General features: G+C 68.5%; 29 protein-coding genes. 13 read left to right on the top strand and 16 right to left on the bottom strand.

Annotation, left to right across the window (positions count from 1 at the left end):
• Positions 1-39 precede the first annotated feature (39 nt).
• Entirely contained in the window at positions 40-1,710 is a 1,671-nt protein-coding gene (locus NWFMUON74_RS27735; protein ID WP_187684697.1) for a helicase HerA-like domain-containing protein, read from the top strand.
• Positions 1,711-1,963: 253 nt separating this feature from the next.
• Here NWFMUON74_RS27735 and lysA read toward each other — a convergent pair whose 3' ends face one another.
• From lysA to NWFMUON74_RS27705, 6 genes are all read right to left on the bottom strand, one after another.
• Positions 1,964-3,307 carry a diaminopimelate decarboxylase gene (gene lysA / locus NWFMUON74_RS27730; protein ID WP_187684696.1) on the bottom strand — a complete coding sequence of 448 codons (1,344 nt, stop codon included), beginning with the start codon at positions 3,305-3,307 and terminating at the stop codon, positions 1,964-1,966.
• Positions 3,308-3,469: 162 nt separating this feature from the next.
• The gene (cmrA, locus tag NWFMUON74_RS27725) at positions 3,470-4,267 is read right to left on the bottom strand and encodes a mycolate reductase (protein WP_187684695.1); all 798 of its coding nucleotides are present in this window, start codon (positions 4,265-4,267) and stop codon (positions 3,470-3,472) included.
• Entirely contained in the window at positions 4,264-4,938 is a 675-nt protein-coding gene (locus NWFMUON74_RS27720; RefSeq protein ID WP_187684694.1) for a VOC family protein, read from the bottom strand. Before NWFMUON74_RS27720 ends, cmrA begins: the two co-directional genes overlap by 4 nt.
• Positions 4,938-6,974, bottom strand: a complete 2,037-nt coding sequence (locus NWFMUON74_RS27715; protein WP_187684693.1) for an NADPH-dependent 2,4-dienoyl-CoA reductase — start codon at positions 6,972-6,974, stop codon at positions 4,938-4,940. Before NWFMUON74_RS27715 ends, NWFMUON74_RS27720 begins: the two co-directional genes overlap by 1 nt.
• Positions 6,971-7,522, bottom strand: coding sequence for a PadR family transcriptional regulator (locus NWFMUON74_RS27710; protein ID WP_187684692.1), 552 nt, complete (start codon positions 7,520-7,522; stop codon positions 6,971-6,973). Before NWFMUON74_RS27710 ends, NWFMUON74_RS27715 begins: the two co-directional genes overlap by 4 nt.
• A 10-nt stretch (positions 7,523-7,532) precedes the next feature.
• Positions 7,533-7,907 carry an ATP-binding protein gene (locus tag NWFMUON74_RS27705; protein ID WP_187684691.1) on the bottom strand — a complete coding sequence of 125 codons (375 nt, stop codon included), beginning with the start codon at positions 7,905-7,907 and terminating at the stop codon, positions 7,533-7,535.
• Between the two features lie 292 nt (positions 7,908-8,199).
• Between NWFMUON74_RS27705 and NWFMUON74_RS27700 the strand changes: the two genes are divergently transcribed.
• The 5 genes from NWFMUON74_RS27700 to NWFMUON74_RS27680 all read left to right on the top strand — a co-directional run bounded on the left by NWFMUON74_RS27700 (position 8,200) and on the right by NWFMUON74_RS27680 (position 13,078).
• A complete protein-coding gene (locus tag NWFMUON74_RS27700; RefSeq protein WP_187684690.1) occupies positions 8,200-9,450 on the top strand; it encodes a PP2C family protein-serine/threonine phosphatase in 1,251 nt (416 codons plus the stop codon).
• Between the two features lie 422 nt (positions 9,451-9,872).
• Positions 9,873-11,489 (top strand): sensor histidine kinase, encoded by a 1,617-nt coding sequence (locus NWFMUON74_RS27695; protein ID WP_187689464.1) that lies wholly within the window; start codon positions 9,873-9,875, stop codon positions 11,487-11,489.
• Positions 11,486-11,950, top strand: a complete 465-nt coding sequence (locus tag NWFMUON74_RS27690; RefSeq protein ID WP_187684689.1) for a response regulator — start codon at positions 11,486-11,488, stop codon at positions 11,948-11,950. Before NWFMUON74_RS27695 ends, NWFMUON74_RS27690 begins: the two co-directional genes overlap by 4 nt.
• Before the next feature lie 3 nt (positions 11,951-11,953).
• Positions 11,954-12,628 carry a TetR/AcrR family transcriptional regulator gene (locus tag NWFMUON74_RS27685; protein ID WP_232110635.1) on the top strand — a complete coding sequence of 225 codons (675 nt, stop codon included), beginning with the start codon at positions 11,954-11,956 and terminating at the stop codon, positions 12,626-12,628.
• A 57-nt stretch (positions 12,629-12,685) separates the two neighbouring features.
• Positions 12,686-13,078 carry an anti-sigma factor antagonist gene (locus NWFMUON74_RS27680; RefSeq protein ID WP_232110634.1) on the top strand — a complete coding sequence of 131 codons (393 nt, stop codon included), beginning with the start codon at positions 12,686-12,688 and terminating at the stop codon, positions 13,076-13,078.
• A 7-nt stretch (positions 13,079-13,085) separates the two neighbouring features.
• Here the strand turns inward: NWFMUON74_RS27680 and NWFMUON74_RS27675 are convergent, their stop codons facing one another.
• The 3 genes from NWFMUON74_RS27675 to NWFMUON74_RS27665 form a co-directional block, all read right to left on the bottom strand.
• Entirely contained in the window at positions 13,086-13,886 is an 801-nt protein-coding gene (locus tag NWFMUON74_RS27675; protein WP_187684688.1) for an RNA polymerase sigma factor SigF, read from the bottom strand.
• Complete coding sequence (locus NWFMUON74_RS27670; protein ID WP_187684687.1) at positions 13,876-14,313, bottom strand: ATP-binding protein; 438 nt, start codon at positions 14,311-14,313, stop codon at positions 13,876-13,878. Before NWFMUON74_RS27670 ends, NWFMUON74_RS27675 begins: the two co-directional genes overlap by 11 nt.
• A 170-nt stretch (positions 14,314-14,483) precedes the next feature.
• Positions 14,484-14,660: a hypothetical protein gene (locus tag NWFMUON74_RS27665; RefSeq protein ID WP_187684686.1), complete on the bottom strand. Its 177-nt coding sequence runs from the start codon at positions 14,658-14,660 to the stop codon at positions 14,484-14,486.
• 202 nt (positions 14,661-14,862) lie between these two features.
• Between NWFMUON74_RS27665 and NWFMUON74_RS27660 the strand changes: the two genes are divergently transcribed.
• Entirely contained in the window at positions 14,863-15,834 is a 972-nt protein-coding gene (locus tag NWFMUON74_RS27660; protein ID WP_187684685.1) for a YihY/virulence factor BrkB family protein, read from the top strand.
• Positions 15,835-15,951: 117 nt separating this feature from the next.
• On the opposite strand, the gene NWFMUON74_RS36365 is transcribed toward NWFMUON74_RS27660, so the two are convergent.
• Together NWFMUON74_RS36365 and NWFMUON74_RS27655 are read right to left on the bottom strand one after the other, a co-directional pair.
• Positions 15,952-16,179, bottom strand: a complete 228-nt coding sequence (locus tag NWFMUON74_RS36365) for a hypothetical protein (protein WP_232110633.1) — start codon at positions 16,177-16,179, stop codon at positions 15,952-15,954.
• A 50-nt stretch (positions 16,180-16,229) separates the two neighbouring features.
• Positions 16,230-17,369, bottom strand: a complete 1,140-nt coding sequence (locus NWFMUON74_RS27655) for an MFS transporter (protein ID WP_232110632.1) — start codon at positions 17,367-17,369, stop codon at positions 16,230-16,232.
• A 103-nt stretch (positions 17,370-17,472) separates the two neighbouring features.
• Between NWFMUON74_RS27655 and NWFMUON74_RS27650 the strand changes: the two genes are divergently transcribed.
• The 4 genes from NWFMUON74_RS27650 (at position 17,473) to NWFMUON74_RS27635 (ending at position 19,778) form a co-directional block, all read left to right on the top strand.
• Positions 17,473-18,372, top strand: coding sequence for a helix-turn-helix transcriptional regulator (locus NWFMUON74_RS27650; protein WP_232110631.1), 900 nt, complete (start codon positions 17,473-17,475; stop codon positions 18,370-18,372).
• A gap of 117 nt (positions 18,373-18,489) precedes the next feature.
• Entirely contained in the window at positions 18,490-18,633 is a 144-nt protein-coding gene (locus NWFMUON74_RS27645; RefSeq protein WP_187684683.1) for a hypothetical protein, read from the top strand.
• Complete coding sequence (locus NWFMUON74_RS27640) at positions 18,630-18,995, top strand: DUF4345 family protein (protein ID WP_187684682.1); 366 nt, start codon at positions 18,630-18,632, stop codon at positions 18,993-18,995. The genes NWFMUON74_RS27645 and NWFMUON74_RS27640 overlap by 4 nt, the downstream gene beginning before the upstream one ends.
• A 27-nt stretch (positions 18,996-19,022) precedes the next feature.
• Positions 19,023-19,778, top strand: coding sequence for an AraC family transcriptional regulator (locus NWFMUON74_RS27635; protein ID WP_232110630.1), 756 nt, complete (start codon positions 19,023-19,025; stop codon positions 19,776-19,778).
• A 7-nt stretch (positions 19,779-19,785) separates the two neighbouring features.
• Here NWFMUON74_RS27635 and NWFMUON74_RS27630 read toward each other — a convergent pair whose 3' ends face one another.
• The 4 genes from NWFMUON74_RS27630 to NWFMUON74_RS27620 all read right to left on the bottom strand — a co-directional run bounded on the left by NWFMUON74_RS27630 (position 19,786) and on the right by NWFMUON74_RS27620 (position 23,255).
• Positions 19,786-20,268: a hypothetical protein gene (locus NWFMUON74_RS27630; protein WP_187684680.1), complete on the bottom strand. Its 483-nt coding sequence runs from the start codon at positions 20,266-20,268 to the stop codon at positions 19,786-19,788.
• A 106-nt stretch (positions 20,269-20,374) separates the two neighbouring features.
• Positions 20,375-21,373 carry an XRE family transcriptional regulator gene (locus tag NWFMUON74_RS36360; protein WP_232110629.1) on the bottom strand — a complete coding sequence of 333 codons (999 nt, stop codon included), beginning with the start codon at positions 21,371-21,373 and terminating at the stop codon, positions 20,375-20,377.
• Between the two features lie 17 nt (positions 21,374-21,390).
• Complete coding sequence (locus NWFMUON74_RS36355; protein WP_232110628.1) at positions 21,391-21,954, bottom strand: helix-turn-helix domain-containing protein; 564 nt, start codon at positions 21,952-21,954, stop codon at positions 21,391-21,393.
• A gap of 389 nt (positions 21,955-22,343) precedes the next feature.
• Positions 22,344-23,255: an SDR family oxidoreductase gene (locus tag NWFMUON74_RS27620; RefSeq protein ID WP_187684679.1), complete on the bottom strand. Its 912-nt coding sequence runs from the start codon at positions 23,253-23,255 to the stop codon at positions 22,344-22,346.
• 181 nt (positions 23,256-23,436) lie between these two features.
• On the opposite strand from NWFMUON74_RS27620, the gene NWFMUON74_RS27615 reads away from it, so the two are divergent.
• A complete protein-coding gene (locus NWFMUON74_RS27615) occupies positions 23,437-23,994 on the top strand; it encodes a type 1 glutamine amidotransferase domain-containing protein (protein ID WP_187684678.1) in 558 nt (185 codons plus the stop codon).
• A gap of 6 nt (positions 23,995-24,000) precedes the next feature.
• Here the strand turns inward: NWFMUON74_RS27615 and NWFMUON74_RS27610 are convergent, their stop codons facing one another.
• Positions 24,001-25,980 carry an AfsR/SARP family transcriptional regulator gene (locus NWFMUON74_RS27610; protein ID WP_187684677.1) on the bottom strand — a complete coding sequence of 660 codons (1,980 nt, stop codon included), beginning with the start codon at positions 25,978-25,980 and terminating at the stop codon, positions 24,001-24,003.
• Between the two features lie 137 nt (positions 25,981-26,117).
• On the opposite strand from NWFMUON74_RS27610, the gene NWFMUON74_RS27605 reads away from it, so the two are divergent.
• Positions 26,118-26,993, top strand: a complete 876-nt coding sequence (locus NWFMUON74_RS27605) for an alpha/beta fold hydrolase (protein WP_187684676.1) — start codon at positions 26,118-26,120, stop codon at positions 26,991-26,993.
• Positions 26,994-26,998: the final 5 nt, after the last annotated feature.

Here is a 26,998-nt window from a genome sequence, read left to right as displayed (position 1 = left end):
TGTTGGCGGAAAGTTGGCAGGGCAGACGGAGGATCGGCGATGACAACCCCTCAGGAGAAGGCCGCGGCAGCGCGCAAGGCGGCCGCGGAGGCGGCGCGGGTCGCGGCGGAGGCGGCGGCCGCGGCGGAGGCCGCTGAGCGCGAGGCGGCTGCGGCGACGGGTGCCGCTCACGGTGGTGTGGAAAGTTCTGCGCCGCAATCGGCGTCCGGCCATGCGGTCGCGCAGGAGATCGCGGCGGGATATGCCTTCGAGGGTGCCGCGCTGGAGCTGGGTACGGTAGTGGTGGGCGAGTCCGTGGATTCGTCTGCGCGCGTGCGCATTCCGCTGCGGACGATGAACCGGCACGGTCTCGTCGCGGGCGCCACCGGTACCGGGAAGACGAAGACGTTGCAGGGTATCGCCGAACAGCTCTCCGCCGCTGGGATTCCGGTGGTGCTGGCCGACGTGAAGGGCGACCTGTCGGGGCTCTCGCGGCCCGGGGAGCCTGGTGACAAGATCACCGCGCGGGCCCGGGAGACGGGGGAAACGAATTGGGCTCCAACGGGTTTCCCGGTCGAGTTCGTCTCCCTGGGTACCGACGGCATCGGGGTTCCGATCCGTGCCACCATCACCTCCTTCGGGCCGGTTCTGTTGTCGAAGGTGCTGGGGCTCAACGAGACTCAGGAGTCGACCCTCGGCCTGATCTTCCACTGGGCCGACCGGCAGGGCCTGGCGCTGTTGGACCTGAAGGATCTGCGGTCGGTGATTCAGCACCTCACCAGCCCCGAGGGCAAAGCGGATCTGAAGGGTATCGGGGGCGTCTCGGCCGCCACCGCCGGTGTGATCCTGCGGTCCCTGGTGAACCTGGAGAACGAGGGCGGCGACACGTTCTTCGGCGAGCCGGAACTGGATCCGTCCGATCTGCTGCGCACGGTCGGCGGGCAGGGTGTGATCACCTTGTTCGAGCTGGGTGCGCAGTCGTCGCGACCGGTGTTGTTCTCCACCTTCCTGATGTGGGTGCTGGCCGATCTGTTCCAGACATTGCCCGAGATCGGCGATATCGACAAGCCCAAGTTGGTCTTCATCTTCGACGAGGCGCACCTGCTGTTCAACGACGCGTCGAAGGCGTTCCTGGATCAGGTGGAGCAGACCGTGAAGCTGATCCGCTCCAAGGGTGTCGGCGTGTTCTTCTGCACGCAGCTGCCGACCGATGTGCCGAATCAGGTGCTGTCCCAACTGGGCGCGCGGATCCAGCACGCGCTGCGCGCCTTCACACCGGAGGACCAGAAGGCGCTCACCAAGACCGTGCGCACATACCCGAAGACCAGCGCGTACGACCTCGAACAGGCGCTCACCACCCTGGGTATCGGCGAGGCGGTGGTGACGGTGCTGTCGGAGAAGGGCGCGCCGACGCCCGTGGCGTGGACGCGGCTGCGCCCGCCACGGTCGCTGATGGACACCATCGGGGAGGACGCCATTCGCGCGGCCGCGCAGGGGAGCGAGTTGCACGCCAAGTACGGCGAGACCATCGATCGGGAATCGGCGTACGAACGTCTCGCCGCGAAAGTCGTTGCGGCGGAGCCGGAGCCGGAACGTCGATCCACGAGGGCCGAGGATTCTGCGGCCGAGCGCATCATGAGGAATCCCGCGGTGAAGGGCTTCTTGCGTTCCGCGGCCACGGCAGCGGGCAGGGAGATCAGCCGGAGCATTTTCGGGACTCGGCGGCGGTGACCCTGTCTTCCCGCGCAGGGCGCGGGAAGACAGGGAATGGTGGGTCCTGGGCGGGGTCCGTTGCGGTGGGTACTGTCGGGTGGTTTGTTGTGCTCGGTGCTCGGTGCTCGGTGCTCGGTGCTCGGTGCTCGGTGCTCGGTGCTCGGTGCTCGGTGCTCGGTGGTCGGTGGTCGGTGCTCGGTGCTCGGTGCTCGGTGCTCGGTGGTCGGTGGTCGGTGGGTTGCCGAGAATGCGGGTGGATGTGGGTTGAGGGTCAGCCGAGGTCTCGGGACAGGAGGTCGGCTGGGGTTTCTCGGCGGACCAGGGGGCGGGTGTGGCCTTCGCGGACGGCTATGAGGGGTGGGCGGCCTACGCCGTTGTAGGTGGAGGCGAGGCTGTGGTGGTAGGCGCCGGTGCAGGGGACGGCGAGGATTTCGCCGGGGCGGAGGCCGGCGGGGAGGCGGACGTCGGGGGCGAGGATGTCGCCTGCTTCGCAGTAGCGGCCGGCGACCGTGGCCGTCATGAACGGGCCGGTGGGGTGGCGGTTCGCGACGACGGCGTCGTAGCGGGCGCCGTAGAGGGCCACACGCGGGTTGTCGTTCATGCCGCCGTCGACGATGACGAACGTGCGCCCGCCCTCGATGCGCTTGACCGTCATCACCCGGTACAGCGTCACCCCGGCGCGGGCGACGATCGCGCGGCCGGGCTCGAGGGTGATCCGCGGGCGCGGGAAGCGATTTCGCGCGCACGCGGCATCGAGCGCGTCCTCGACGATGTCGGCCAGTTCGTACAGATTCAACTCGGCGTCACCCGACCGATAGGCCACCGCGTGCCCGCCGCCGAGGTCGAGCTGGGTGAGCACCGTCCCGTATTCCGCACGCACCCTGGCCATTTCGGCCACCAGCCGCCGCACCGCCTCGCCGTAGAAATCCGGGTCGTGGATCTGCGAACCCAGGTGGCAGTGGAAGCCGACCAGTTCGAGCGCGGGCTGGCGCAGCACCCGCTCGATCGCCTCGGCCGTCTGCGCACTGCCCAGCGGAAAGCCGAACTTCTGGTCCGCCACACCGGTTTTCACGGCCGGATGCCCGTGCACATCGATGCCGGGCGACAGCCGCAACAGCACCTGCTGCCGTCGCGACACCAGTGCCGACAGCAGCGTGATCTCGGTGAGCGAATCGATCACGATACGTCCGACCCCCGCGGCCACGGCGGCCTCCAGCTCGGCGAACGGTTTCCCGCTGCCGTGCAGCACGATGCGCGCCGGATCGACCCCGGCGGCCAGCGCCACGGCCAGTTCGCCACCCGAGCACACATCCAACGACAGCCCCTCCTCGGCGATCCATCCGGCCACCGCCTTGGTCAGCAGCGCTTTGGCGGCGTAGACGATCTCGCCCTCCGGGAAGTGCTTGCGATAGGCCCGGCAGCGGCGGCGGATCTCGGTCTCGTCCAGGACGTAGGCCGGGGTCCCGTACTGGTCGGCGAGGTCGGCCAGGGCGACCCCGCCCAGGGTGATGCGTCCGAGTTCGTCGTAGTGGGTCTCGCACGGCCAGACGGTCGTGTCGACGCGTGGGGACGGCATTCCCGATCGCAGCGAAGGGAATATCTCGAGCAGCGTCACGATCTCTCCTGCGGTGTTCCCCGCTTTCGCCTGTGCTGCGGGGCCACCGACAGGACTACGCCGCTTCCGGGGGCGCCGAAACGGCCGACTACACGGCCTTGACATGCGACGGCGCGATTTTGACGCCGTCCTGACACCGCTGTGATCGGCCGCACGCCCGGCTCAGCTACCGCCGAGCTTCTTGTAGAACGTGCCGACGATCGGCGCGGTGACCGCCCGCGGCGCGTACTGCCCGGCGACGCTCATGCCCTTGCTGATCAGGCCCGGCACCACCCGCATCTTGTTGCGCTCGAGCGCGTCGAGGGAGATCTTGGCGGTGTAGGCCGCCGACACCCAGATGAAGTCGGGGATCTTGCTGCCGACCTCGTCCTGATCGGGGTTGTCGGTGCGGACCGGGCCCGGCGCGAGCAGGGTGACGTTGATGCCGGTGCCGGTGAGTTCGCCGCGCAGCGATTCGGAGAAGCTGTTGGTGAATGCCTTGGTCGCCGCGTAGGTGGCGTTGTTCGGTATCGGCATGTTGCCTGCCGCCGAGCCGGTGATGAGAATGCCACCGCCGCCGCGCGCGGTCATGCCGGGCAGCACGGCCAGCGTGAGGTCGTGCACGGCGACCGCGTTGAGCTCCATCACCGCCCGTTCGAAGTCCAGGTCCAGCTTCGCGACGGGGCCGAAGGTCGCGACTCCGGCGTTGTTGCACAGGATCACGATCTCGCGGCGGGCCAGCTCCTCGGCCAGCGGCGCCCGCTGTTCGCGGTCGGACAGGTCCACCGCGCGCACCTCGGCGACGACGCCGTATCGCTCGGTCAGCCGCCCGGCCAGCTCGCCGAGCAGATCACCCCGGCGGGCCACCAGGATCAGTGAATATCCGCGCCGGGCGAGTTCCTCGGCCAGCGCGGTGCCGATGCCGGAGGAGGCTCCGGTGACGACGGCACGGTTCTCGGAGGTCGGTGCAGGCAGGCTCACGACCCGGAGCCTACCGGTGGCTCCATGAACGCGATGCCCCAGTCGATGTGGCCGTTCCACACGCTGGCGATGCGCCCGCCCTGCACGGCGGGTTTCGGGTCGCCGATCGGCCCGCCGGCCGCGCGCACGGCGGCGACGGTGGCATCCAGATCGGGTGTGCCGAACGCGATGCCGATCAGCGATGGTGGCTGCCGGGCGGCGACGACCTCGATGAAGGCCTCGCCCACCCGGTAGAACGCCATCTCCGGACCGGACGGCCCGCGCGGATGGAAGCGGCGGCGCGGCGGCATGCCGAGCACGTCGGCCAGGGCGGCCACGGACTCGTCCAGATCGTTGACCAGGTAGACGATGTGGTCGACGAAGGTCACGCCGTTGGGATGGGTGCTGCTCCGATCGTGTTTGTCGGCGCTGCCCGGATCGTCGGACAGATGCTCGAGCAACTGTTTCAGCTGCCGCTCCGGTCCCGCGGCGGCTGTGTTCTCGCTGAGCAGTTCCGGCACACCGAGTTCCGAGGCGTCGCCGCGTAATTCGTCGAACCCCCAGCTCGGCGGCATGCCGACGACGCACGACACCGCGCCGACCGGCATTCTGCCGTGCGCGTCGACGGTGAAACCGAGTGCGGTCCAAGCCTTTTCGTCGCCGGGCAGGCCCAGGCTCACCAACTCCGGCATTACAGCGCCGCCGCCAGCCGGGTGCCCTGGTCGATGGCGCGCTTGGCGTCCAGTTCGGCCGCCACGTCGGCGCCGCCGATCAGATGAACCGACACTCCCGCCTGTCGCAGGGGCGCCTCCAGCTCGCGCACGGATTCCTGTCCGGCGCAGACGATCACGTTGTCGCATTCGATGACGGTGGGCCGCTCGCGCTGCTCGCCGAAGCTGATGTGCAGGCCGCGGTCATCGACGCGTTCGTAGTTGACCCCGCCCACCTGCTCGACGCCCTTGGCCTTCAACGCCGCCCGGTGCACCCAGCCACTGGTCTTGCCGAGGCTCTTGCCGAACGGCGACGACTTGCGTTGCAGCAGTACCACTTCCCGGGCGGCGGGGGACGGCCTGGGCGCGGTGAGCTGTCCGGGCGCCTCCGGATCGTCGCTCGTCACGCCCCACTCCTGCTTCCACTCCTCGAGTTTCAGCGCCGGATGACCGTCCACGGTGAGATATTCGCTGACGTCGTAACCGATTCCGCCCGCGCCGATCACGGCGACCTTCTTGCCGACCGGTTTCTCCTCGCGCACCAGTTCGGCGTAGGTGAGCACCTTCGGGTGGTCGATGCCGGGGATGTCCGGGATGCGAGGGCGCACGCCGGTGGCCAGCACCACGTGGTCGTAGCGGCCCTCGACCAGTTCCGCCGCGTCGACCCGCCGGTTCAGGAACACCCGCACCCCACTGACCTCGAGTTTGCGGGTGAAGTAGCGGATGGTCTCGTTGAACTCCTCCTTGCCGGGGATGCGCCGGGCGATGTCGAACTGCCCGCCGATCTTGTCGTCGGCCTCGAACAGGTCCACCTTGTGCCCGCGCTCGGCCAGGGTGACCGCCGCCGACAGCCCGGCCGGGCCCGCGCCGACCACCGCGACCCGCCGCATCCGCCGGGTGGGCAGCAGTCGCAGTTCGGTCTCGTGCCCCGCCCGCGGATTGAGCAGGCAGGACACGGTCTTGTGGACGAAGGCGTGGTCCAGGCAGGCCTGGTTGCAGGCGATACAGGTGTTGATCTCGTCGTCCCGGGTCTGCTGCGCCTTGACCACCCATTCCGGGTCGGCGAGCAGCGGCCGGGCGAGTGAGACCAGGTCGGCATCGCCGCGGGTGAGGATCTCCTCGGCCACCTCCGGCATGTTGATCCGGTTCGACGCGCACACCGGAATGCTCACCCGCGCTTTGATTTTCGCGGTGTACTCGACGAATGCCGCCCGGGGGACCGAGGTTACGATGGTCGGTACCCGGGCCTCGTGCCAGCCGATGTCGGTGTTGATGATGCTGACGCCCGCCGACTCCAATTCGGTTGCCAGCGCGAGGATCTCGGTCTCGGTCTGGCCGTGTTCCACGAACTCGGCCATGGACAGCCGGAAGACGATGAGGAAGTCGTCACCGACGGCGGCCCGCATCCGCCGCACGATCTCCACGGGGAACCGGCGCCGGTTCGCCGCCGAGCCGCCCCACTCGTCGGTGCGCTTGTTGGTGCGCGGGGCGAGGAACTGGTTGATCAGGTAGCCCTCGCCGCCCATCACCTCGACACCGTCGTATCCGGCGAACTTCGCCAGCTCCGCGCAGCGCACGTAGTCGTCGATGGTGCGCTCGACGCCCTTGCCCGACAGCTTGCGCGGCCGGAAGGGGTTGATGGGAGCCTTGATCGAGGAGGCCGAGACACTGAACGGCACGTAGGCGTAGCGGCCCGCGTGCAGGATCTGCAATGCGATCCGGCCGCCCTCGCGGTGCACGGCGCCGGTGATCGCGCGATGGCGGTATGCCTCGGTCTTGTTGGTGAGCTTGGCGCCGAACGGCAGCAGCCAGCCCTCCCGGTTCGGGGCGTAGCCGCCGGTGATGATGAGCCCGACGCCGCCGCGGGCCCGCTCGGCGAAATAGGCGGCCAGCCGGTTGGTGTCCCAGGCCCGGTCCTCGAGGCCGGTATGCATCGAGCCCATCACCACCCGGTTGCGCAGGGTGACACCGCCGGCGGTGAGCGGCCGGAACAGATGCGGATACGGGTTGGGCGTCATCGGGTTTCACCTTTCGGTCGCAGCGCGTCCAGCACCTCGTCGCACCATTCGACGAAGCCCGACTCCACCCGGATGCCGCCGCGCAGCACCAGGTATTGATGCAGGGCCGTGCCGGTCAGGCGGTGTGGCGCGGGGAAGTCCTTCTTCTCGATCAGCCGGTAGACGTCGAGCCGCTGGGCGTGCCGGTCGCGGTGCCGGGCGACCTCGGCGAGCAGTGCGGCCAGGTCGCCATGGGCGGCGGCGCGGATCTTGATGCCGAGTTCGCTGCGCAGCGGGCCGATGTCCTCGCTCGGCGCGGCGATCCAGCGGGCCAGTTCGGCGCGACCGGCGGCGCTGACGCGGTAGACCTTCTTGTCGGGGCGGCCGTCCTGCGGCACGGCCTCGCCGGTGACCCAGCCCTGCTGCTCCATGCGCTTGAGGACGCGATAGATCTGCTGGTGGGTGGCTTTCCAGAAGAAGCCGATGGATTTGTCGAAGCGGCGCGCGAGTTCGTAGCCCGAACCGGCGCGCTCGGTCAGCGATACCAGCAGCGCATGTTCGAGGGCCATGCGCCCGAGGTTAATTGATACGCGGTGTACTATGCAACTCGGTGCATAGCGACGGCGGGCCGTTTCCGCGTTGTTCGGCGGTCAGCTCCGCCCACACGATCTTGCGGTCGCCGTGGTGGATCACACCCCACGCCGAGGACATCTGAGCCACCAGCACCAAGCCGAGACCGCCCGTCGCGTCCGGCGAACGAAACCGGGGGTCGATCGGCGAGGCGTCGGCGACCTCGATCCGCAGGCGCGGTCCATCCGACAAGATGATCGTGCAGGTCCGTGGTGCTGCCGCGTGCCTGAGCGCGTTGCTGGCGAGTTCATCGGTGATCTGTACCGCGTCCGCGGTGGACAACTCCTCGCAGTCGGCCAGCAGTTCTTGGACCAGACTTCGCAATCGGGCAGGCGTTGTCGCGTCGAGGTCCAATCGGATGCGTTCCCCGCCACGGCTCGACGACTGTCTCTGCTTTCTCCTGCCCGATCCGGCACCGCGGGAGCGGGAGTCGTTTCGCAACGCCACGAGTTTGGCATACCCGTCCGGCCGGTGGCTATGCGCTTTTGAGCGCTTACAACGTAAACTTCCCGCGGGCGGCACTTCTACGTCGAGAAAGCGGCTGGAAGCTCCGGCTTTCGTGACGGACGCACACGGCTTCCCCACGGCTCGCTGTGCGATGGAAGGAGTTTTGCCGATGCTTTCCCGAGACCACGGCGCGGGCGCCGAGGGCGCCCTCGCCCGGTCCGCGCGCGCCGCCGCGGTGGGGGACGGTCAGGAGCCGCTGGTGCTCCTGGTCGAGGACGATCCGGGCGATGCGTTGCTGGTGGAGGAGTTGGCCGCCGATACCGCGCCGCCGCTGCGGCTGCTGTGGGTGCGTTCGATCCGCGAGGCCATCGAACAGCTCGACACCGTGCTCCCCGATTGTGTGCTGCTCGATCTGAACCTGCCCGACGCCTCCGGCATGGACGGCCTGCAGCGGGTGCGGGAGTGCGCCGACGACGTCGCGGTGGTGGTGCTCACCGGCCTGGCCGATGAGGAGGCGGGCTTGGCGGCGGTGACCGCCGGCGCGCAGGACTATCTGGTCAAGGGCCGGGTCGAGCCGGAATTGCTGGGCCGTGCCGTGCGCTATGCCGTGCAGCGCAAGCAGGCCGAACGCGCGACCGCCGCGTTGCGGGCGGGCCAGATGCGGGCCCGCGAGAACGCCCGGCTCGAGCGTGGCCTGCTGCCCACCCCGCTGCTGGGCCCGAGCGGGGACGTCGATGTGGTCGCCCGGTATCGCTCGGGCCGCGCGAGCGGATTGCTCGGCGGTGACTTCTACGACGTGGTCCGCACCGGCGACGGGTCGGTGCACGTGGTGGTCGGCGATGTCTGCGGGCACGGCCCGGACGAGGCGGCACTCGGCGTGGCACTGCGAATCGCTTGGCGCACATTGGTTCTCGCCGGAACGACCGGGCCGCAGCAACTCCGGCTGCTCGAGCAGGTGCTGCTCGCCGAGCGCGTCGGCACTGATATCTTCGCGACGATGACCACGGTGACGCTGCTGCCGGACCGTACGACCGTACAGCTGATGCGGGTCGGGCACCCCGGCCTGCTGCTGCACCGAGCCGAGTCGGTCGAATGGGTGGAGGTTCCCGGCTGCGCCGCGCTCGGCCTGCTCCCGGACCCGATCGAGTGCACGGTGCACGAGATGAGCCTGCCGCCCGGCGCGGGCCTGCTGCTGTTCACCGACGGCCTGTTCGAGGGCCACAACGGCGCAGGCGACGACCGGCTCGGCGAGGAGGGCCTGCTCGAGCTGGCCGGCGCGGCCGCCGGACGAGACCCGGGCCCGTTCGTGGACGAACTGATCGCCGCCGCCGAGGCCCTGGCCGAAGACAAGGGCGGCTTGGCCGACGATGTCGCCGCGGTCTACGTCCGCTGGGCCCACGACACGGACGAGTCCCGATGACGGGCCCGTCGAGCCCGCGGGACGGGGCCGGATCGCCACAGCACGAGACGCCCACATCACCGCGAGACGAGGTGGGCGCACCGGCGCGGCAAGAGACACCTGCACAGCAGCAAGAAGAGGTGGATGCCTCGCGGCCGGATGTGGTGGACGTGTCGCGGTCGGGGGAAGGCGTGTCGCGGTCGAATGTGGTGAACGCCTCGCGGTCGGGGGAGGACGTGTCGCGGTCGGATGTGGTGGATGTGTCGCGGTCGGATGTGGTGAACCACTCGCGGTCGGAAGAGATGGATGCCTCGCGGTCGAATGTGTTGGATGTCTCGCGGTCGGATGTGTTGGATGCGTCGCGGTCGGGGGAGGACGTGTCGCGGTCGGATGTGGTGAACTCCCCGCGGGCGGATGTGGCTGCCTCGCGGCGGGTGCCGGTGATGGGGGCGCGGCCCGGGGGCTTGGTCGGGCGACTGAGCGTGCAGAGGTGGTTTTATGTGGTGCTCGCCAGCATGGTGCTGTTGGTGATTGTCGCTACCGGGGTCGGGGTGCGGTTGCTGCAGCAGACCGGGGAGGTCAGTGATCGGCTGATCGATCGGACGGAACCGGCCGCTACCGAGGCGTATCGGCTGCAGGCCGCGCTGATGAACCAGCAGACGGGCGTGCGGGGATACGCGCTCAGCGCGAACGAGCAGTTTCTGGAACCCTACTTCCAGGGCGAGCAGGACGAGGCCCGGGCGGCCGCGCGGATGCGCAGCCTGATCGGCGACCGGCCGGAGCTGGTCGCCGAACTCGATGCCGTCGAACAGTTGGCGACGCAGTGGCGCACCGAGTACGCCCTGCCACTGATCGATGCCGTCACCGCGAACTCCGCACCGGCGGCGGGCCCGAACGCGGTGCTGGGCGGCAAGGCGACATTCGATCGCCTGCGTGCCCGATTCGATACGCAGAACGCGGAATTGAGCGCCGCGATCGCCGCCGACCGCGCCGAATTGGCGCACACGCGTGCCGTGCGGGACTGGGTCCTGGGCGGCATGGTGGCGCTGTTCCTGCTCACCGGCGTGGTGTCGGCCGTGCTGGTCCGGCGGCTGGTGACGCGGCCGCTGCAGGATCTGCGCTCGGCCTCGCTGCGAGTCGCCGGGGGTGACTTCGAGCACCGCATCGCCGCGCGCGGCCCCGCCGATCTGCGCACCATGGCCCAGACGGTGGAGGCGATGCGGCGGCGCATCGTCGAGGAACTCGCCTCCTCCCGCGCGCAGCAGCAGGTCCTCGCGCGCCAAGCCGAGGAACTCGACGAGCAGGCTGTCGAACTGCGCCGTTCCAACGCCGAACTCGAGCAGTTCGCCTACGTCGCCTCCCACGATCTGCAGGAGCCGCTGCGCAAGGTGGCCTCCTTCTGCCAGTTGCTGGAGAAGCGTTACGGCGACAAATTCGACGAGCGCGGCACGCAATACCTGATGTACGCCGTGGACGGCGCGCGGCGAATGCAGGTCCTCATCAACGACCTGCTCACCTTCTCCCGCGTGGGCCGCTTGGGTGAGGACAAGGTGGTCGTCTCCCTGGATCAGGCGCTGGACCGCGCCCTGGACAACCTCGGCACCGCGATCGAGGAATCGGGCGCGCGGGTGCACCGGCCCGAGCAGTTGCCCGAACTGCACGCCGCCCCGACCCTGCTGGTCATGCTGTGGCAGAACCTGATCGGCAATGCCGTCAAGTTCCGCCACCCCGACCGGAACCCGGTGGTACGCATAGACTGTGTCTCGGAACCCGGTGACGAGGGCGAGATCTGGCGGTTGTGCGTCACCGACAACGGCATCGGCATTCCGGACGAGTTCAGCGAGAAGGTCTTCGTGATTTTCCAGCGGCTGCACGGCCGCGACGAATACGGTGGAACGGGGATCGGTTTGGCGCTGTGCAAGAAGATCGTCGAATATCACGGCGGTCGTATCTGGCTGGACACCACCTACACCGACGGCACTCGACTCTATTTCACACTTCCGGCGAACAACGAAGACACCGCGGCCACCCCGGCCGAGGTGGAAGGAGCACCGGCATGACCGTGGCAGGCCAACCCATCGACGTCCTGCTGGTGGAGGACGATCCGGGCGATGAGTTGATGACCCGGGAGGCTTTCGCCGACAACAAGATCGGCAACACCATGCACGTCGCCCACGACGGCGAGGAGGCGCTCGACTTCCTGTATCGCCGTGGCGACCATGCCGACGCCCCGCGCCCGGACCTGATCCTGCTGGACCTCAATCTGCCGAAATACGATGGGCGCCAGGTATTGGCGACGATCAAATCCGACGCCGAACTCGCCCATATTCCGGTGGTCGTCCTGACCACGTCGGCGGCCGAGGAGGACATTCTGCGCAGCTACAAACTGCACGCGAATGCCTATGTCACCAAGCCGGTGGATCTGGACCAGTTCATCGCCGCCATCAAGCAGATCGATGAGTTCTTCGTGCAGGTGGTCCGGCTGCCCCGCGAACCGAACAAACTGGGTCCGGTGCTGTGATCAGTGCCCGATGAACCGCGCCCGCCGCTGAATCGCAGGTCGATCCTGGAACTGGCTATCGACCTGGTCGATCGCGAGGGCCTGCACAGGTTGACGATGCGCAGGCTGGGTGCGGAATGCGGGGTCGAGGCCATGGCCCTTTATCGATATGTGCACGGCCGGGAGGATCTGCTCAGCGGAATCGTGGACCATCTGGTGGACCGTTTGCGAACCGATCAACTGGCGGCTCGCCGTCAGGAGGACGGCTGGCAGGATTTCCTGGTGCGGCTGGCGCACGGGGTGCGGCAGATCGCGCTGGATCATCCGGAGTTGTTTCCGCTGGTGGCCACGCGCCCGCCGGAGGCGCCGTGGGTACGCCCGCCGCTGCGCAGCCTGCAGTGGATGGAAACGTTCCTGGATACGTTGCTGTCCTATGGATTCGACGACGTCGCCGCGGTGGTGGCGTATCGGTCGTATACGACGTTCCTGCTGGGGCAATTGCTGCTGGAAGTGTCGGCCCGCACCCCGTCGCCGCAGGCGGATTCGGCATCCGGCCCGGCGCCGGTGCGCGATCTCTCCGCTTACCCGCAATTGCGGCGATTGCAACCGATGCTGGCGCAGGACCAGTCGCTGGAAGAGTTCGAAGACGCCCTCGAGGCTCTGCTGGACCGACTCGAGGCCCTGCTCACCCGCCGTTGATCAGCGTATCCCGGTTCCGGTTCCCGCTCGCCGTGGATACAACGTAAACTGCCAGGCGTGACCGATAGCGCCGAACCGAATCGTGCAGTGACCGACAACTCCAGCGAGACGCGTATTCACATCGTTGCCGACGCACGGGACAAGGCAACGGTGCTGCGTGTCAGCGGCGAGATCGACGTTCTCACCGCACCGGTGCTACGGGAAGCGATCGAAACCGCTTGGCGCGAGGGCGCGCAACCGCCCGCCACCATCGTCGACCTCACCGCTGTGACGTTTCTCGCCTCGGCCGGGCTGGCGGTGCTCGCCGGCTGCTCCCGGTCGGCTCCCGAGGGCGCGCGGCTGTGGGTGGTCGCCGACAAGCCGGCGACCTCCCGGCCGATCACCGTCACCGGGCTCTCGGAGCTGCTCAATCTCTGCAGCACGGTGGACGAGGCATTCGAAGCGGTCTGACTCCCGATTACTCCTGCAGCGCCTGATCCCGCAATTTCTTCAGCGTTTTCGACAGAATCCGGGAAATTTGCATCTGGGAGCAGCCGAGCTGTTCGGCGATCTGCTGCTGGGTCATCGAGTCGCCGAACCGCATGGACAAGATCCGGCGCTCCCGGTCGGGCAGCGCGGCCAGCAGCGGTTTGACGGCCAGATAGTTGTCGATCGCGCCGAATTGCGGCTCCTCCGTGCCGAGGGTGTCCAGCAGTGAGGAGGCGCCGTCGTCGGTGTCGGCGGCCGAATCGAGCGAACTCGCCTGATAGCCGTTGCGGGCGATCAGCGCCTGGGTCACCTCGGCCAGATCGACGTCGAGTTCTTCGGCGATCTCCCGGGCCGTGGGCACCCGGCCCAGCCGGTGCGTCAGGTCGTCGGTCGCCGGGCCCAGCTTGATCTGAATCTCCTTGAGCCGCCGCGGAACTCGCACCGCCCAGGTGTAGTCGCGGAAGTGCCGGCGGACCTCGCCCATGATCGTGGGCACCGCGTAGCCGAGGAATGTGCTGCCGACCTCGGGATCGAAACGGTCGACCGCCGCGACCAGGCCCACCCGCGCGATCTGCACGAGATCCTCGAAACTCTCACCGCGCCCGGAGAATTTGCGCGCGATGTGCTCGGCGACCGGCAGGCACCGCGAGATGATGGTTTCGCGGAGCGCCCGGCGCTGCGGATCGTCCGGGTCCAGCGCGTGGAGCTGGACGAACAGCGGCTCGATGTTGTCATAGCTGTCGGGGGTGGAGCGCCGCGGCCGCCGCGGCGTGGAGCGATCATCGGTCATCGGTGACCGCCGCGGTGCAGCAGAATTCGATGGTCGCGCGGTGCCCGCCCAGCGCCGATTCGAACGGGCCCACCGACGTCGTCAGCGCATCGGTGAGCGCCGACACGATGTGCCAGCCCATGCCGCCCTCGTCGGGGCCCTTCTCCGACGTGGTGACCCCGGTGATCCGCACGCGCATGCCCGCGCGGTCGTACTCGAACGCGCAGTCGAGCTCGGTGTCGCGCACGCTGTCCTGCACGAGGGCGCCCGCGACCTCCTCCACGGCCAGGCGGATGTCGACGACCTGGTCCATCGCGAAATCCGCGAAGAGGGCGACGGTTTCGGTCACGGCGCGCAGCAGCGCCAGGTCCTCGAAATCCGCCCGCACCCGCACGCCGATGGTCCGGGTGGGTGTCACCGGCTCGGCGACTTCGTCACTCGAATCCATGCGTTCACTCCTGTTCTGTGCCGTCGCGCGAGCGTACCGGCGTAGCGCGCTGTGATGTGGCCTGCCGCGGAATTCCCGGCGCGGCGTCTACCTCGACGCGCGCATCGGACGACGATGTGCGGCGGTCGGGGCGCCACGGCCGGGGATCGATCGGGGTCTTGCTCCTCCGATCACATGCCGAGATAGTGGGAGTCCCAGCGGCGGCGGGCGGCGCTGCCACGGAAGCGGGCGCGGATCTGCCGTTCGTATCCGACCGCGAACATCCAGTACATCGCGATCACGACCACCGCCGCGCTACCTATCGCCGTCACCGACACAGGTACCAGCCAACCCAGCTCCCAGGCCACGCCGACCTCTCCTCACCGTCTTCACGCGCGGCCCGGCGGGCCGCGTCCGTGAAGTACATAGACAGCCACGGAGATCTCAAACAGGTGTGTTCGTTGTCATTCCGGCGCAGCTGTTCTCATCGATCGTAGGCCGCTCACCCCGTGTCGGCGTAGTTTGTGATCTCCGTGATTCGGGTATCGCGCCCCGGTGAGGGAGGCGCAGGTGAACGGATCCGAAACAGGCGGCCAGGCGTCGGTGGATTGGTCGGCGGGTCCGACCGGGCTCCGCAAGCGCACGTGGTGGACGGCGGTGCGGCGGCTGGGCGTCGCGCTGTGGGACGACACGCTGACCGATCGGGCCGCCGCGCTCACCTATTACAGTGTGCTCTCGATCTTTCCGGGCTTGATCATGCTGACGGCGTTCGTGGGTCTGCTGCGGCCGTCGGCCACCTCACCGCTGATCGGGGCCATCCGGGAGCTGGGGCCCGGCCGGGGCACGGAGTTGCTGGTGGATGTGGTGAACGAACTACAGGGCAGCCGGCAGCTCGCCGGGCCGCTGGCGTTCGTGGGTTTGGCCGTGGCGATGTGGATCGCGTCGGGGTACGTCGGCGCGTTCGTGCGGGCGGCCAACGGAATCTACGAGGTGCGGGAGGGGCGGCCGGTGTGGAAAACGGTGCCGATGCGACTCGGCGTCACCGCCGCGCTCGTGGTGCTGATCGGGCTGTGCGCCGTCGTCGGCCTGGCGACCAGCGCCGTCGTGCATCGACTCGGCGGCGGGTGGTTCGTGAATTCGGCGTGGTCGCTGGCGAAGTGGCCGGTGGTCGCCGTGCTCATGGGCGCGGTGGTGAGCCTGCTGTACTGGGTCGCGCCGAACGCGCGGCAGCCGGGATTCCGGTGGCTGACTCCGGGCAGTGTGCTGGCGGTGCTGGTGTGGCTCGTCGCCTCGGCCGGATTCAGTGTGTACGTGGCGCATTTCGGCTCCTACAACAAGGTGTACGGATCGCTGGCCGGGGCGGTGATCTTCCTGGTGTGGCTGTGGATTCTCAATGTGGCGGCGCTGCTCGGCGCCGGGCTGAACGCCGAACTGGCGCGGGGGCGGCTCATCGAGGACGGCGCGGAGGCCGAGGAGGACGAGCCCATTCTGCCGCCGCGTGATACGCGAGCGATGACGTCGCCGCCGCGATATTGCGGGTGATCTGTTGCGGTAGAGAGAGATTCCGATTTTCTCTGTACCATCTGAGGCGGTGCTCGCACCAGCTCGGATACGGGAAGGGCACCTCGCGGAGTCTCGCGGGGTGCCCTTCTGCACGTGTCACCGCACGGCGCGGGCCGCCAGCGCGCTCGCGACCAGCACCGTTATCCCCTCGGCCACGCCCGTGACGCCGAGGGCGTGGGTCGCGGACGAGGCCGTGGCTTGGCTCAGGAACAGCGAGCCGAAACCGGCGATGCCGATCACGATGCCCAATTGCACACTGGTGACGAGGATTCCGCTGGCGTCGGCGGCCAGAGCGGGCGGCACCTTGCTCAGAGCGCGAGTCATCAACGGGCTGAAGGCGATTCCGAACCCGAGGCCCGTGACGCCGAAGATCGTCAGTTCCAGGGCCCCATGGCGTGGCCGTCCCGCAGGCGCAGGCCGAGCAGCACGATCATCACCGCGCCGACCGCCAGACCGCCCGGAGTCGTGAACGGCTGCAGGCGTTTCGGTATCCGCTGCCAGTTCAGTCCGGCGAGCGCGTAGACCCCGCCGAACGGGATGAACAGCAGACCGGCGTGCAGCGCGGAGTAGCCGAGCGGGCCCTGTAGATGAATCGCGGTGACGAACAGCCAGCCGCTGAAGGTGGACATGATCACGAACAGCGTGACCGCGACCAGCACCAGACCGGGCGCGCGCAGCACCCGATCGGCGAACAGCGGTTCGCCGCCGCGCCGGTGCACGCGGCGCTCGACGAGGGCGAAGACGGCGAAACCGATTACCGCACCAGCCAGCGCGACCCAGGTCCAGGTCGGCCAGCGCTGCTCGTGGCCGAGGACGAGGGGCAGCACCAGCAGCAGGACGGCCGGGGTGAGGGCGGCCAATCCGGCCAGATCCAGCTTGCGCTCGACCCGGACGGTCGCGCCCGGGAGCACCCTCGGCGCGAGCACCAGCAGTGCCAGGCCGATCGGCACATTCACCAGAAATACGCCGCGCCAACCACTTCCGGCGATGTCGGCGTTGACGAGCAGTCCACCGACGATCTGCCCGACCACCATAGCGCCGGAGATCACCGCCGCATAGGCCGACAATGCCCGCGCCCGCGCGCCACCGCCGAACGTCTTCTGGATCAGCGTCATCACCTGCGGCACCATGGTTGCCGCACCCACACCCTGGACGAAACGGAATATGATGAGCGCCAACGTATTCCATGCCAGCCCGCAGGCGAGCGAGGCCACCGTGAACACCGCCAGCCCGGTGCGGAACATCGCCCGCTGCCCGACCTTGTCCCCCAACCGCGCACCGGTCACCAGCAGTACCGCATAGGAGATCACGTAACCGGACACGATCAGCTGCAACGCCGACCCACTGGCATTGAGCGAAGTACGGATGGAAGGTATGGCGACATTGACGATAGAGGCATCGAGCACCGCCATGAACTGCCCGAGCAGAATCACGGCGAGAACGGTCAGGGACCGACCGGACGACAGCGCCGATACGCCGGTCGCCGGTGGAGTTTCAGGCAACGTTCGTGTCATGCCGCCGAGCCTGCGTCACCCCGGATCCGGGTAACAGGAGCCTGCTCATCCTGGTAGTGGCAGCACCTGGATACCAGGTTGCTGGTCGGCGAGGATGGGGAGCATGGTTGCCGAGTCGCGGACGGTACGGAAGGTTCGGCGTACCGAGCTGGCGGCGTTTCTGCGGACTCGCCGGGCTCGGATCACGCCGGACGATGTGGGGCTGCCCTCCGGCCCGCGACGGCGTACGCCGGGGTTGCGGCGTGAGGAGGTTGCCCAGCTCGCGGGCGTGGGAGTCACTTGGTACACCTGGCTGGAGCAAGGGCGGGACATCAACGTCAGTGTGCAAGTGCTGGATGCGATCGCGCGTACCCTCGCGCTGGATGCTGTCGAGCGGGCCCATCTCTATCGGCTGGCGGATGTGCCGACCGTGCCGAGCTGGCATGCCGAGGAGGGGGTTCCCGAGGAATTGCAGGTGATTCTGGATCACCTGTATCCGCTACCGGCGGTGTTGCTGTCGGCGCGATACGACGTGCTGGCCCACAACGAGGCCTACGCCGCGTTGTGCCCGGGGTTCATCCGGGGTGAGCGCAATGTGATTCGCAAGGTGTTCTTCACCGAGGATTGCTGCAACCCGTACCCCGGTCAGCCCGAGCAGATCTGCCGCATGGTCGGGTTTCTGCGCAGCGGTTACGCCAAGAATCTGCACGATCCGGAATGGGCCGCGTTCATCGACGACATGTGTTCGCGCAGTGCGCGTTTCGCCGCTCTGTGGGCGCGCAACGACGTCGCCTCGCCGCTGGGCCGGTACCGTATGGTTCGCAATGTCGCCAGCGGCGATATGGAGGTCGTCATGACCAGCATGTCGTTACCGTCGATGAGCGGTTCCTGGGTCCAGATACTCACTCCTGCCCAAAATTCCGACTGGGAGAAGCTGAACCGCCTGCTCGCCATGTCTCCGGAGGAGCGCGCCCGGCCTTGGCGAGAGCATTTCGATCGCTATCACGCCGAGGCCACCGCCTGAGTTCGTCGGCGCGACCCGTGAGGTTATCGCACGGTCGATCCGGGCAGCACGATTTCGGAAGCGCGATGTTGCCGGGGCGGGGGAGTATCGGGTGAATTCGAGCCCGAGGAGTAACCCGTGGGAATCAGGCAGCCCGCGCTCGGTGCGCTGTCGGTGGGCAAAGCCTATGCCCTGGTCCGGGTGGCGATCGTCGATCTCGTCGGGCTGGCGGTGCTGGCGGGCGGAACGATCCTGGTGCGAGCCGGTGGGAACGAGCGATGAGGGCGGTGGTCCTCGCCGCGGTCGGCCTGTTCTTCGCGGGCATGGGGATTTACGCGCTGGTGGCGCCGGCGTTGCTGGCTCGGCCGTTCGGGCTGGTTGTGGACAGCGCGGTGAGCCGTTCGGAGGTCCGTGCGGTCTATGGCGGATTCGGGCTGGCGATCGCGGGGTTGCTGGGGTGGGCCGCGTCGGGCACCGGCGATCTGCGCAGCGGGGCCGCGGTGACCGTGGGAGTGGCGTTGGCGGGAATGGCGGCCGGACGTGTGCTGTCCCGGGTGCTCGACGGCGCCACCGCCTTCTATCCGATCTGGTTCTACTTCCTCGTCGAAGCCCTTGGCGCGGCGGTGGTGCTGGTCGTCGCCTGAACGGTGCGAACTGGGATTATGACCGGTATGACTGCCGCGTTGCCCGAACGCGCCACCCGGATGGTGTGGCTGTGGGCCGGTCATGCCGCGTATCTCGGGCCGTCTTTCCACCTGGATGCGCATTCGACGCCGGTCCACTGTTTCGCGTTCGGGGTGGACGCCCCGTTCCGTGTCACCACCCCGTCCACCGGCGTGCGCACCCGCCGGAGTGTGCTGGTGCCAGCTCGCACCGTGCACCGCATCGACGCCGGTGACGGCCGCATGCTGTTCTTCTACCTGGATCCGCGTTCGGTACACGCCGACCGCCTGCGCGCCGCGATGCTGGATCGATCCGAGCCGATCGCGTCGGCACACCGCGCCGAGGACGAATTGTTCGCGGCACTGTCCGGCCGCGCCGATCCCGAGGAGATACGTCGCATCCTGCTCGAGGGCGAGGCGCCCGGGGTGGCCGATCACCGTATCCGGCAGGCCATGAACACGATCCTCGATGATCCGGCAGCGGATCTCGGCGCCCCACAGCTCGCCGCCGCGGCGGGCCTGTCGACTTCTCGTTTCCTCCATCTGTTCGCCGCGTGCGCCGGAACCAGTTTCCGGCGTTACCGCCAGTGGGTGCGAATGCTCTCGGTGGCGTCGGCGGTCGCCGCAGGCAGCGACCTCACCACCGCCGCCACCGCAGCCGGATTCGCCTCACCCAGCCACTTCAGCGATACCTTCCGCGCCATGTTCGGCCTCACCGCGACCACGCTGCTGTCACAGGGGACGGTGATCGTGGTGCGTCGTTGACTTGGGCTCAAACCTTGTGCAGCACACCGTTGATGGTGGTGCCGACAGCGCCGGTGCGATAAGCGATGGACCCGTCGGTGTGCAGTTGGATCGTCGACTGCGCGTCCTTGTCGCAGCCCGTTCCGGTGACCGACTTCGCGGCGAGAGTCAGCTCGGTCTCCGAAGCGCTGACCACGCGCTCCACCCGATCGCAGCGAGCCCCCGTGGCTCTGTTGGTATGCGACGAGGTGGCGGCCTGCTCGGCCCCCTCGCCGTTGATGGTCAAGGCGACATCGAAGGTCTCCCGACCGTTGTCGGCTGCCCCTTGCCACCCCCCGACGAACACCGGCGCGGCATGGGTCGCCGAATCGGTATCTTCCGGATTGCGGACGTACGCGATCACCGCAATCGCCACAATCAAAATCGCGATAGGCCCCACGACGGCCAGCCGCAGCCGGTTCTTCCGACGAATGGCCTGCTCTTCCGGTGTTTCCCACTGCTCCCGACCCACTTACCAAGTGTAGGCCCATTGGCAGCCGAGTGGTCTGGATTTCCTCAGACCCGTGCGACGTAATGCATTGCGACACGGCCGCTCTCGTTGTCTCGAGCCCTGGCGATCAGGCTGCTACGCCGACGCGATGACTCAAGGCTCGTACCTCGTCTCGCCTACCCGGTGGAGGTGATTTCAGCAGGCCGAGGAGCAGGTCGCGGGCGAAACCGTTGTATCGGATGGTTTCCGGCGCGGTGCGTTCCGATTCCGACAGCAGGGCGAGTGCGGCGACCGAATCACCGCGGTGGTTGTGAGCGCGGGCGACTTCGATGAAGTGCCTGCTGCGGCGGGGGACGGAGGCGATTCGATCCGCGTGGAGTGCTTGCGCTGCCCGCAACGCTTCGCCGGGACGCCGCAGCTCCACGCCGAGCGTCACCGCGTGCGCACCCATCACCGGCTGCGAAAACGATGTCTGCACATGCCGATACGACGGCCCGAGCTTCTTCGCGGTGCGATCGGCGCGATCCCAGTAGCGCCAGGCGTCGCCGTGTCGCCCGCGCCGCGCGTGCACGTAGGCGATCTCGGCGTCGAGTGCGCCCGCGATGCCGCGCCAATCGTCCGAGGTGCTGTCCCTATCGAGGTAGGGCGTCAAACGGTCGATCGAGTCGCGAGCGAGTCCGATCGCCTCTTCCCATCGACCGCAATCGCGCAGTGCCTGCACCATCGACCATGCGCTGCAGGCGATCACATACGGATCATCGGCTTCGTAGCCCTCATTGAGCCCGCGGTCAGCGACCATCCAGACCAGTTCCGGGGCAGGTTGGTAGGCAACGTAGAAGTCGGCGAGTTGGTAGACCCCGGCTAGGATTCGGCGGGCGTCGCGGCGTTCGGCGCCGGGCGTGCGCGCGGCCGTTTGCGCGTCGCGAATCAGCCCTGGCAGCAACGCACCCAACTGTGTGCGATGGTCCGGGCTGGCATGCCGGATGTTCCACGCCTGCCGCAGCCGTTCGGCTAGGTGCCGCGTCGGCGTCCGCCGTTCGGCCGGACCGGCACGAAAGTCCGTCAGTGCGCTCTGCACCTCGGTCAACGCCGCATGGCGCGCCCCAGCGAACACCGCGACCGGCACGGCATGTCCGTCACCGGTCAGTTCGGCCAGGTCCCGAATCTCGAGAGCTTGGGCGATGCGCAGCAGAACCGGAAGCTTCGGCGTCTGAAGCCGCCGTTCTCGACAGCTTTCAACCACTCCGCCGATTTACCGATCAGCCCGGCCAGCACCGGCCGCGACATCCCCACCCGCTCCCTCCGCGACTTGATCCGCCGCCCGATCGCCAGGCTCTCCTCGCCATCCACGATGCGCCTCCTCGTCGCTCCCCGAATCAAGGCTAGCCAATCAGCCAGGGGTACGGAATGTACCCGGCCGTATTCGGAGTCGAGCCCACGGTCGACGGCACCTGACGAACCGACCTCGAGGTGTCGAATGATCCTGATTATCAGCTTGGTCGCCGTGTTGGTAGCGGTCACTGCGGCAATCTTTTTCCTTCCGATACAGCCATCGCGCGATGCGCTCGATCCTGGGACCGCGAGAAACGAATCGGCTGATGCCTCCAAATCGCGCTTGCCGCAACCTGTACCGGGCGCGGACGGGTTCGCCGGTGATCCCGTGCCGAGACCGCCCGCGGTCGTTGTGGTTCGGGCCGCTGCTGCCATCTAGCAATGGAATGCGAAGGGGGAAGCATGACGGTTCCTGTTGTCCGACTTGTTGGAAGCCATGGCGGGGCGGTTCGATCGACAGCACCCGCAGGTCGACATCTTGCGTACCGCATGGCTTTTGCAACGTACGACTCGTGGTTCGCGCCACGAACAGTGCATGCGATACGGGTCGATGCAGCGACCGGCGATATCGCTCACCTGGAATCGGGTGTGGAAGCACTGCACGCGCTGAACGTGGATCTTGCTCTGGTGAACGGTGATGCGCTGGTCGACCGGATTGCCGTAGCCGTCGGCGGGGACCGGGAGTACGCGCTCGCTGTGGACGAATCGCGATCAGTTGGTCCGTTGTGCACGAAGCACGGACGTGGTTCGGGCGCCCCGCGCGTTCAGGGCTTGTTTGGGGCTTCGAAATAGTGCCCGGTGTCGAGGTCTTCGAGGAGGTGGGGGTGGGTGGGGTTCCAGCCGAGGAGGTTTCGGGTTCGGGTGCTGGAGGTGGGGTTGTCCATGGTGACCATGGGGGCCAGGAAGCCGAAGTGGGTGGGGGCCGATTCCGGGGGGATGGTCGCGGTGGGGAGGTTCAGGTGGCGGGCGATGGATTCGGCGATGTCGCGGAAGGGGACGCCCTCGTCGTCGACGGCGTGCAGGCGCGAGCCGGCGGGGGCCGATTCGAGGGCGAGCCGGTAGAGGTGGGCGGCGTCGCGGGTGTGGGCGGCGGGCCAGCGGTTGGCGCCGTCGCCGACGTAGCCGGAGACACCCTTCTCGCGGGCGATGGCGATCAGGGTCGGGACGAAACCGTGGTGGTCCAGGTCGCTGTGCACGGTCGGGGGGAGCCGGATCACGCTGGACCGGATGCCGCGGTCCGCGTAGCCGATCACCGTGTTCTCGGCGTCGATGCGCGGCCCGGACGCGAGCGCGTCGTCCTCGGTGCCGACCCGGTTCAGAGCGGCGAGCATCCCGGTGCCTGACGTGATGACCAGCGGTTTACCGGTCCCAGCCAGAGCGTCGCCGAACGCCTCCACGACACGCAGGTCGGCGTCGGCCGCGCCGAGGTAATCGCCCGCCATCATGTCCTCGTGCTTGAAGGCCAGATGGACCACGCCGTCGGCGGCGGTCGCGGCGGCGGCGAGATCTTCTAGATCGTCGAGGTTGCCGCGATGTACCTCGGCGCCCGCAGCGACCAGCGCGTCGGCCGATCGCTGGGACCGAGCCAGGCCGACGACCTCGTGCCCGGCAGCGCGGAGTTCCGGGACCACGGCGGAACCTACGTGCCCGGACGCTCCCGTGACGAATACCCGCATGGTGAACACCTTCCTGCGATGAGTTCAAGGCTCGCACCGCGGTGCGAGAGAGGCTCATGTCAGCCGCTGTCATCAGCATAGCGCCTATGTCAGCCGCTGTCATCAGGGCGCGATGCGTGCCGCCGTTTGGGCCGTTTCGCGCCGGGTAGGTCGCACAGGTAACCGAGAAGAGGAGGTAACCGTGTCCGCGGAACTCGAGGGTGTGCGCGTCCTGATCGTCACCTCCAATGCCGGGGTCGAGCACGACGAGTTGGTGGTGCCACGCGACGGCCTGCGCGAACGTGGCGCTCAGGTGCGGCACGCCGCGATGAAAGGCGAAGCGGTGCAGACCTATCGCCACGACTTGGAGCCCGCCGAATCGGTGCAGCCCGACGTCACCTTGGACGCCGTGGCACCCGACGACATCGACGTGCTGGTGGTGCCCGGTGGCACGGTGAACGCCGATACGCTCCGCACCGACGACCGTGCCCGCGAACTGGTCCGTTCCATGAAGTCGGCGGGAAAGCCGATCGCCGCGATCTGTCACGGTCCGTGGCTGCTGGTGGACGCCGAGGTGCTGCCCGGCAAGACGCTGACGTCCTACCCGTCGCTGCGCACCGACATCGTCAACGCCGGTGGGAAATGGGTGGATCAGTCGGTGATGCGTTGCGACCACAACGGCTGGATCCTGATCACCTCACGCAAACCGGACGACCTGCCCGACTTCGTCGACGCCATCGCCGCCGAAACGAGCCGCTGACGCGATTCAATCCAGCGCGTGAGCGATTCGGTCCAGCCAGTCCCGCACCGGCCCGATGGTGATCATGCCGCTACCTGCCCCCGCGAGTTCCGCGGCGGCGGGTAGCAACCGAGTGTGCGCCTGCCGCAACGTCTTTCGGTCGCCTATCGCCAGCGCGACGGCCGCTTCCAAGCAGATTCGGGCCTCGTACACGAGGTCGGCGGGCGCCTCCGGCAGCGCTCGCAAGGCGGCTCGAGCGTCCGGATCGCGATTCTCCCGAAGCGCGACGAATGGCATTATCCAAGGCCGGTACGGCCCCCAATCCTGTTCCGGGTCAACGTGTTCGGCGGCATCGCGAGCGGACGAGCCACTCGACAGCCGCAAGCACAGCAGCGCGAGCGGCAGCAGGCCGCGCTGCACCCCGGGCATCCCCGCACCGTCGAGACGATGCGCGGCAGCGCGATAGGCGAGTTCCGCATCGGCTCCGGACCCGGCGGCGCGGCGAAGGGCGCGGTACCACTCGGTGAACACGCCGGTCAACGGCCGTTCGTACCGTTCGCCCAAGCGGTCCGCCGTGGCGGCATGACGATCCGCCGCATCGAAATCACCGAATGCGGCGCATGCCTGCAGCCGTATCAGATGCCCCAGAATCTCGAACGACGCCAGCCCGTGCCGGGCCGCCAGATCGATCAGCTCCGAACCGATCTCACCACGCCGCGCCGCGAGCCCGGCCCGGGTGCACGACTGCATGAACTTGCCGTTGAGCACGAAGGCCAGCAGCGCGGGATCGTCGAGCCGTCGCGCGATCTCCTCGGCGCGAAGGGCTGCCTCGGGCCCGCGAGGTGAGCGGCTGCCGCGCATCTCGAGGGCGATCGTGGCGAGCAAGCGACAGCGCACCGGGTCGTGTGGTGCGTCGGCGGGTAGCGCGGCCAGGGTGCGTTCGGCGGCGGCGACCACCTGCTCGGCCTGGCACGGGTCGTCGCTGTGGGTCCAGATCGCGGGGACGTCGAAGGCGCCGATCACCCGGGCGGTCAGGTCGGGGTCGCCGAATTCCTCGGCGGCCGTGATGGCCGCCAGCCGATGACCCCGCGCCAGTTCGAGGCCGGTGCCACCGGTGACGGCGAGGTTGCGGAGCAGGCTCACGGTCGAATCCAGGCGGGCGTGGGCTCCGGCGGAAACGGTGCGGTCGTACGCGGCGGCGGCCTCCGTCCACACCTGGGCGGCCGCCGTCGCGGGACTCGGGCGTGGTTCCAGGCGCGGATCCTGCGCCAGGATGTCGGCCTCCAACCGGCGCAGGCGCGGGCCGGGGTCCAAGCCGAGTTCGTCGGCCAGCGCCGCACGGGCGCGGCGCAGCACCGCGAGCGAATCCGCTTGGCGCCCAGCCTGATACAACGCCGACGCCAGCAGCGCCCAGGCGTCCTCCCGCCACGGATGGTCGGCCGCGTGGGCGTCCAGGTCCGGGATCACCTCGGCCGCCGCACCCGATGTCAGCCGGGCCCGGGCACGCTGTTCGACGGCGTGCAAGCGCAACTCGGCCAGGCGGGCACGCTCGCTGCGAACCCATTCCTCCGCAGCGAATTCGGCATAGGACAGGCCACGCCACAAACGCAGCGCGTCGTCGAGCCGCCGCACCGCCTGCGCGGGCGGCAACCCCGCCGCCGCGTGGACGGCCGTTTCGAAACGCCACGAATCGACCGCGTCCGGCGCGACCCGCAACGCGTAACCGGGCCCCTCGGTCACCAGCAATCGCGGGGCAGCGCGGGGCGCGCGGTCCGGTTCCAGCACGCGCCGCAGGTCGCCGACGAAGGTGCGAACCGCGCCGACCGCGCTCGCGGGCGGGTCCGCCCACAGGTCTTCCACCAGACGCGACACCGGCACCAGGCGCCCGCGAGCGACGATCAACCGCGCCAGCACCGCACGATGCCGCGGCCCCTTCAACCCGAGCACGCCCCCGTCGGCACCCCAGGCGGTCACCGGCCCGAGCACGCCGAACGTGACCTCGCGCATCCTGCTCCCTACCGTCTCGACGACCATGGAACAACGCCTCCACCCCTGGCCACCGTACTGATCGGATGCTGATTCGCTCGCGGCAGAGTCGGTGAGGACCGCCGCACCGGCGGCTTCCCTACCGACGAAAGTGATTCATGGATACACCGACCATCCCTGATTTCGAGTACCGCCGTGTGCCGGTCGCGCCCGGCGTCGCGCTGAATGTCGCGATCGGCGGGCGGGGGCGTCCGATCGTGCTGCTGCACGGATTTCCGCAGACTCATCTGATGTGGCGCCACGTGGCCGCCCGGCTGGCCGCCGACTTCACCGTGATCTGCCCGGACCTGCGCGGCTACGGTGCCAGCGACAAACCGGCCGAGGCCGACGGCGACACCTACAGCAAGCGGACCATGGCGGCCGATATCGTCGCGCTGGCCGCCGCCCTCGGCCACGAGCGGTTCGCCCTGGCGGGGCACGACCGCGGCGCCCTGGTCGCCTTCCGGGCCGGACTCGACCATCCCGCCACCATCACCCATCTGGCCTGCCTGGACGTGCTGCCGACGCTCGACATGTGGGACGTGATGCACGGCGTCGACGCGGCGGTCGGGTTCCACCTGTATCTGATGGCGCAACCGCCGGGCCTGCCCGAGCAGCTGATCGCGAACTCCCCGGACGCCTTCTTCGGCCACTTCCTGGATATCTGGGGTCTCGACGCCTTCCCGGCCGCAATCCGCGCCGCCTACCTGGATGCCTGTCGCGAGGCCGTGCCCTCGATCGTCGCCGATTACCGCGCCTCCGCCACGACCGACCTCGAGCACGACCGGGCCGACCGCGCTGCCGGAAACCTCCTGCGCATGCCGGTGACCGTGCTTCAGCAGGATTGGGGCGCCGCCCTCGGCTTCGACGCCGCGGCCCGCTGGCGCGCGTGGACCGAGCACCTGACCCACGCCACGGTCACCTCGGGACACTTCATGGCGGAGGAGGACCCCGACCGTATCACCGCGGAACTGCGCGCCCTGCTGGAGCGATGAGAACC

The organism is Nocardia wallacei, assembly GCF_014466955.1.
GTDB lineage: Bacteria > Actinomycetota > Actinomycetes > Mycobacteriales > Mycobacteriaceae > Nocardia > Nocardia wallacei.
Note: the sequence above shows the minus strand (reverse complement) of the source record. Positions and strands in the feature narration are given on the sequence as shown.

Coding starts and splice junctions, on each gene's coding strand:
- NWFMUON74_RS27610 (WP_187684677.1), bottom strand. CDS start 25,980: ATGCGCGAGGTCACGTTCGGCGTGCTCGGGCCGGTGACCGCCTGGGGT.
- NWFMUON74_RS27635 (WP_232110630.1), top strand. CDS start 19,023: ATGACTGCCGCGTTGCCCGAACGCGCCACCCGGATGGTGTGGCTGTGG.
- NWFMUON74_RS27675 (WP_187684688.1), bottom strand. CDS start 13,886: ATGACCGATGATCGCTCCACGCCGCGGCGGCCGCGGCGCTCCACCCCC.
- NWFMUON74_RS27655 (WP_232110632.1), bottom strand. CDS start 17,369: ATGACACGAACGTTGCCTGAAACTCCACCGGCGACCGGCGTATCGGCG.
- NWFMUON74_RS27720 (WP_187684694.1), bottom strand. CDS start 4,938: ATGCCGGAGTTGGTGAGCCTGGGCCTGCCCGGCGACGAAAAGGCTTGG.
- NWFMUON74_RS36365 (WP_232110633.1), bottom strand. CDS start 16,179: ATGACTCGCGCTCTGAGCAAGGTGCCGCCCGCTCTGGCCGCCGACGCC.
- NWFMUON74_RS36355 (WP_232110628.1), bottom strand. CDS start 21,954: ATGGCAGCAGCGGCCCGAACCACAACGACCGCGGGCGGTCTCGGCACG.
- NWFMUON74_RS27690 (WP_187684689.1), top strand. CDS start 11,486: ATGACCGTGGCAGGCCAACCCATCGACGTCCTGCTGGTGGAGGACGAT.
- NWFMUON74_RS27640 (WP_187684682.1), top strand. CDS start 18,630: ATGAGGGCGGTGGTCCTCGCCGCGGTCGGCCTGTTCTTCGCGGGCATG.
- NWFMUON74_RS27695 (WP_187689464.1), top strand. CDS start 9,873: ATGGGGGCGCGGCCCGGGGGCTTGGTCGGGCGACTGAGCGTGCAGAGG.
- NWFMUON74_RS27670 (WP_187684687.1), bottom strand. CDS start 14,313: ATGGATTCGAGTGACGAAGTCGCCGAGCCGGTGACACCCACCCGGACC.
- NWFMUON74_RS27650 (WP_232110631.1), top strand. CDS start 17,473: ATGGTTGCCGAGTCGCGGACGGTACGGAAGGTTCGGCGTACCGAGCTG.
- NWFMUON74_RS27620 (WP_187684679.1), bottom strand. CDS start 23,255: ATGCGGGTATTCGTCACGGGAGCGTCCGGGCACGTAGGTTCCGCCGTG.
- NWFMUON74_RS27710 (WP_187684692.1), bottom strand. CDS start 7,522: ATGGCCCTCGAACATGCGCTGCTGGTATCGCTGACCGAGCGCGCCGGT.
- NWFMUON74_RS27605 (WP_187684676.1), top strand. CDS start 26,118: ATGGATACACCGACCATCCCTGATTTCGAGTACCGCCGTGTGCCGGTC.
- NWFMUON74_RS27735 (WP_187684697.1), top strand. CDS start 40: ATGACAACCCCTCAGGAGAAGGCCGCGGCAGCGCGCAAGGCGGCCGCG.
- NWFMUON74_RS27700 (WP_187684690.1), top strand. CDS start 8,200: ATGCTTTCCCGAGACCACGGCGCGGGCGCCGAGGGCGCCCTCGCCCGG.
- NWFMUON74_RS27715 (WP_187684693.1), bottom strand. CDS start 6,974: ATGACGCCCAACCCGTATCCGCATCTGTTCCGGCCGCTCACCGCCGGC.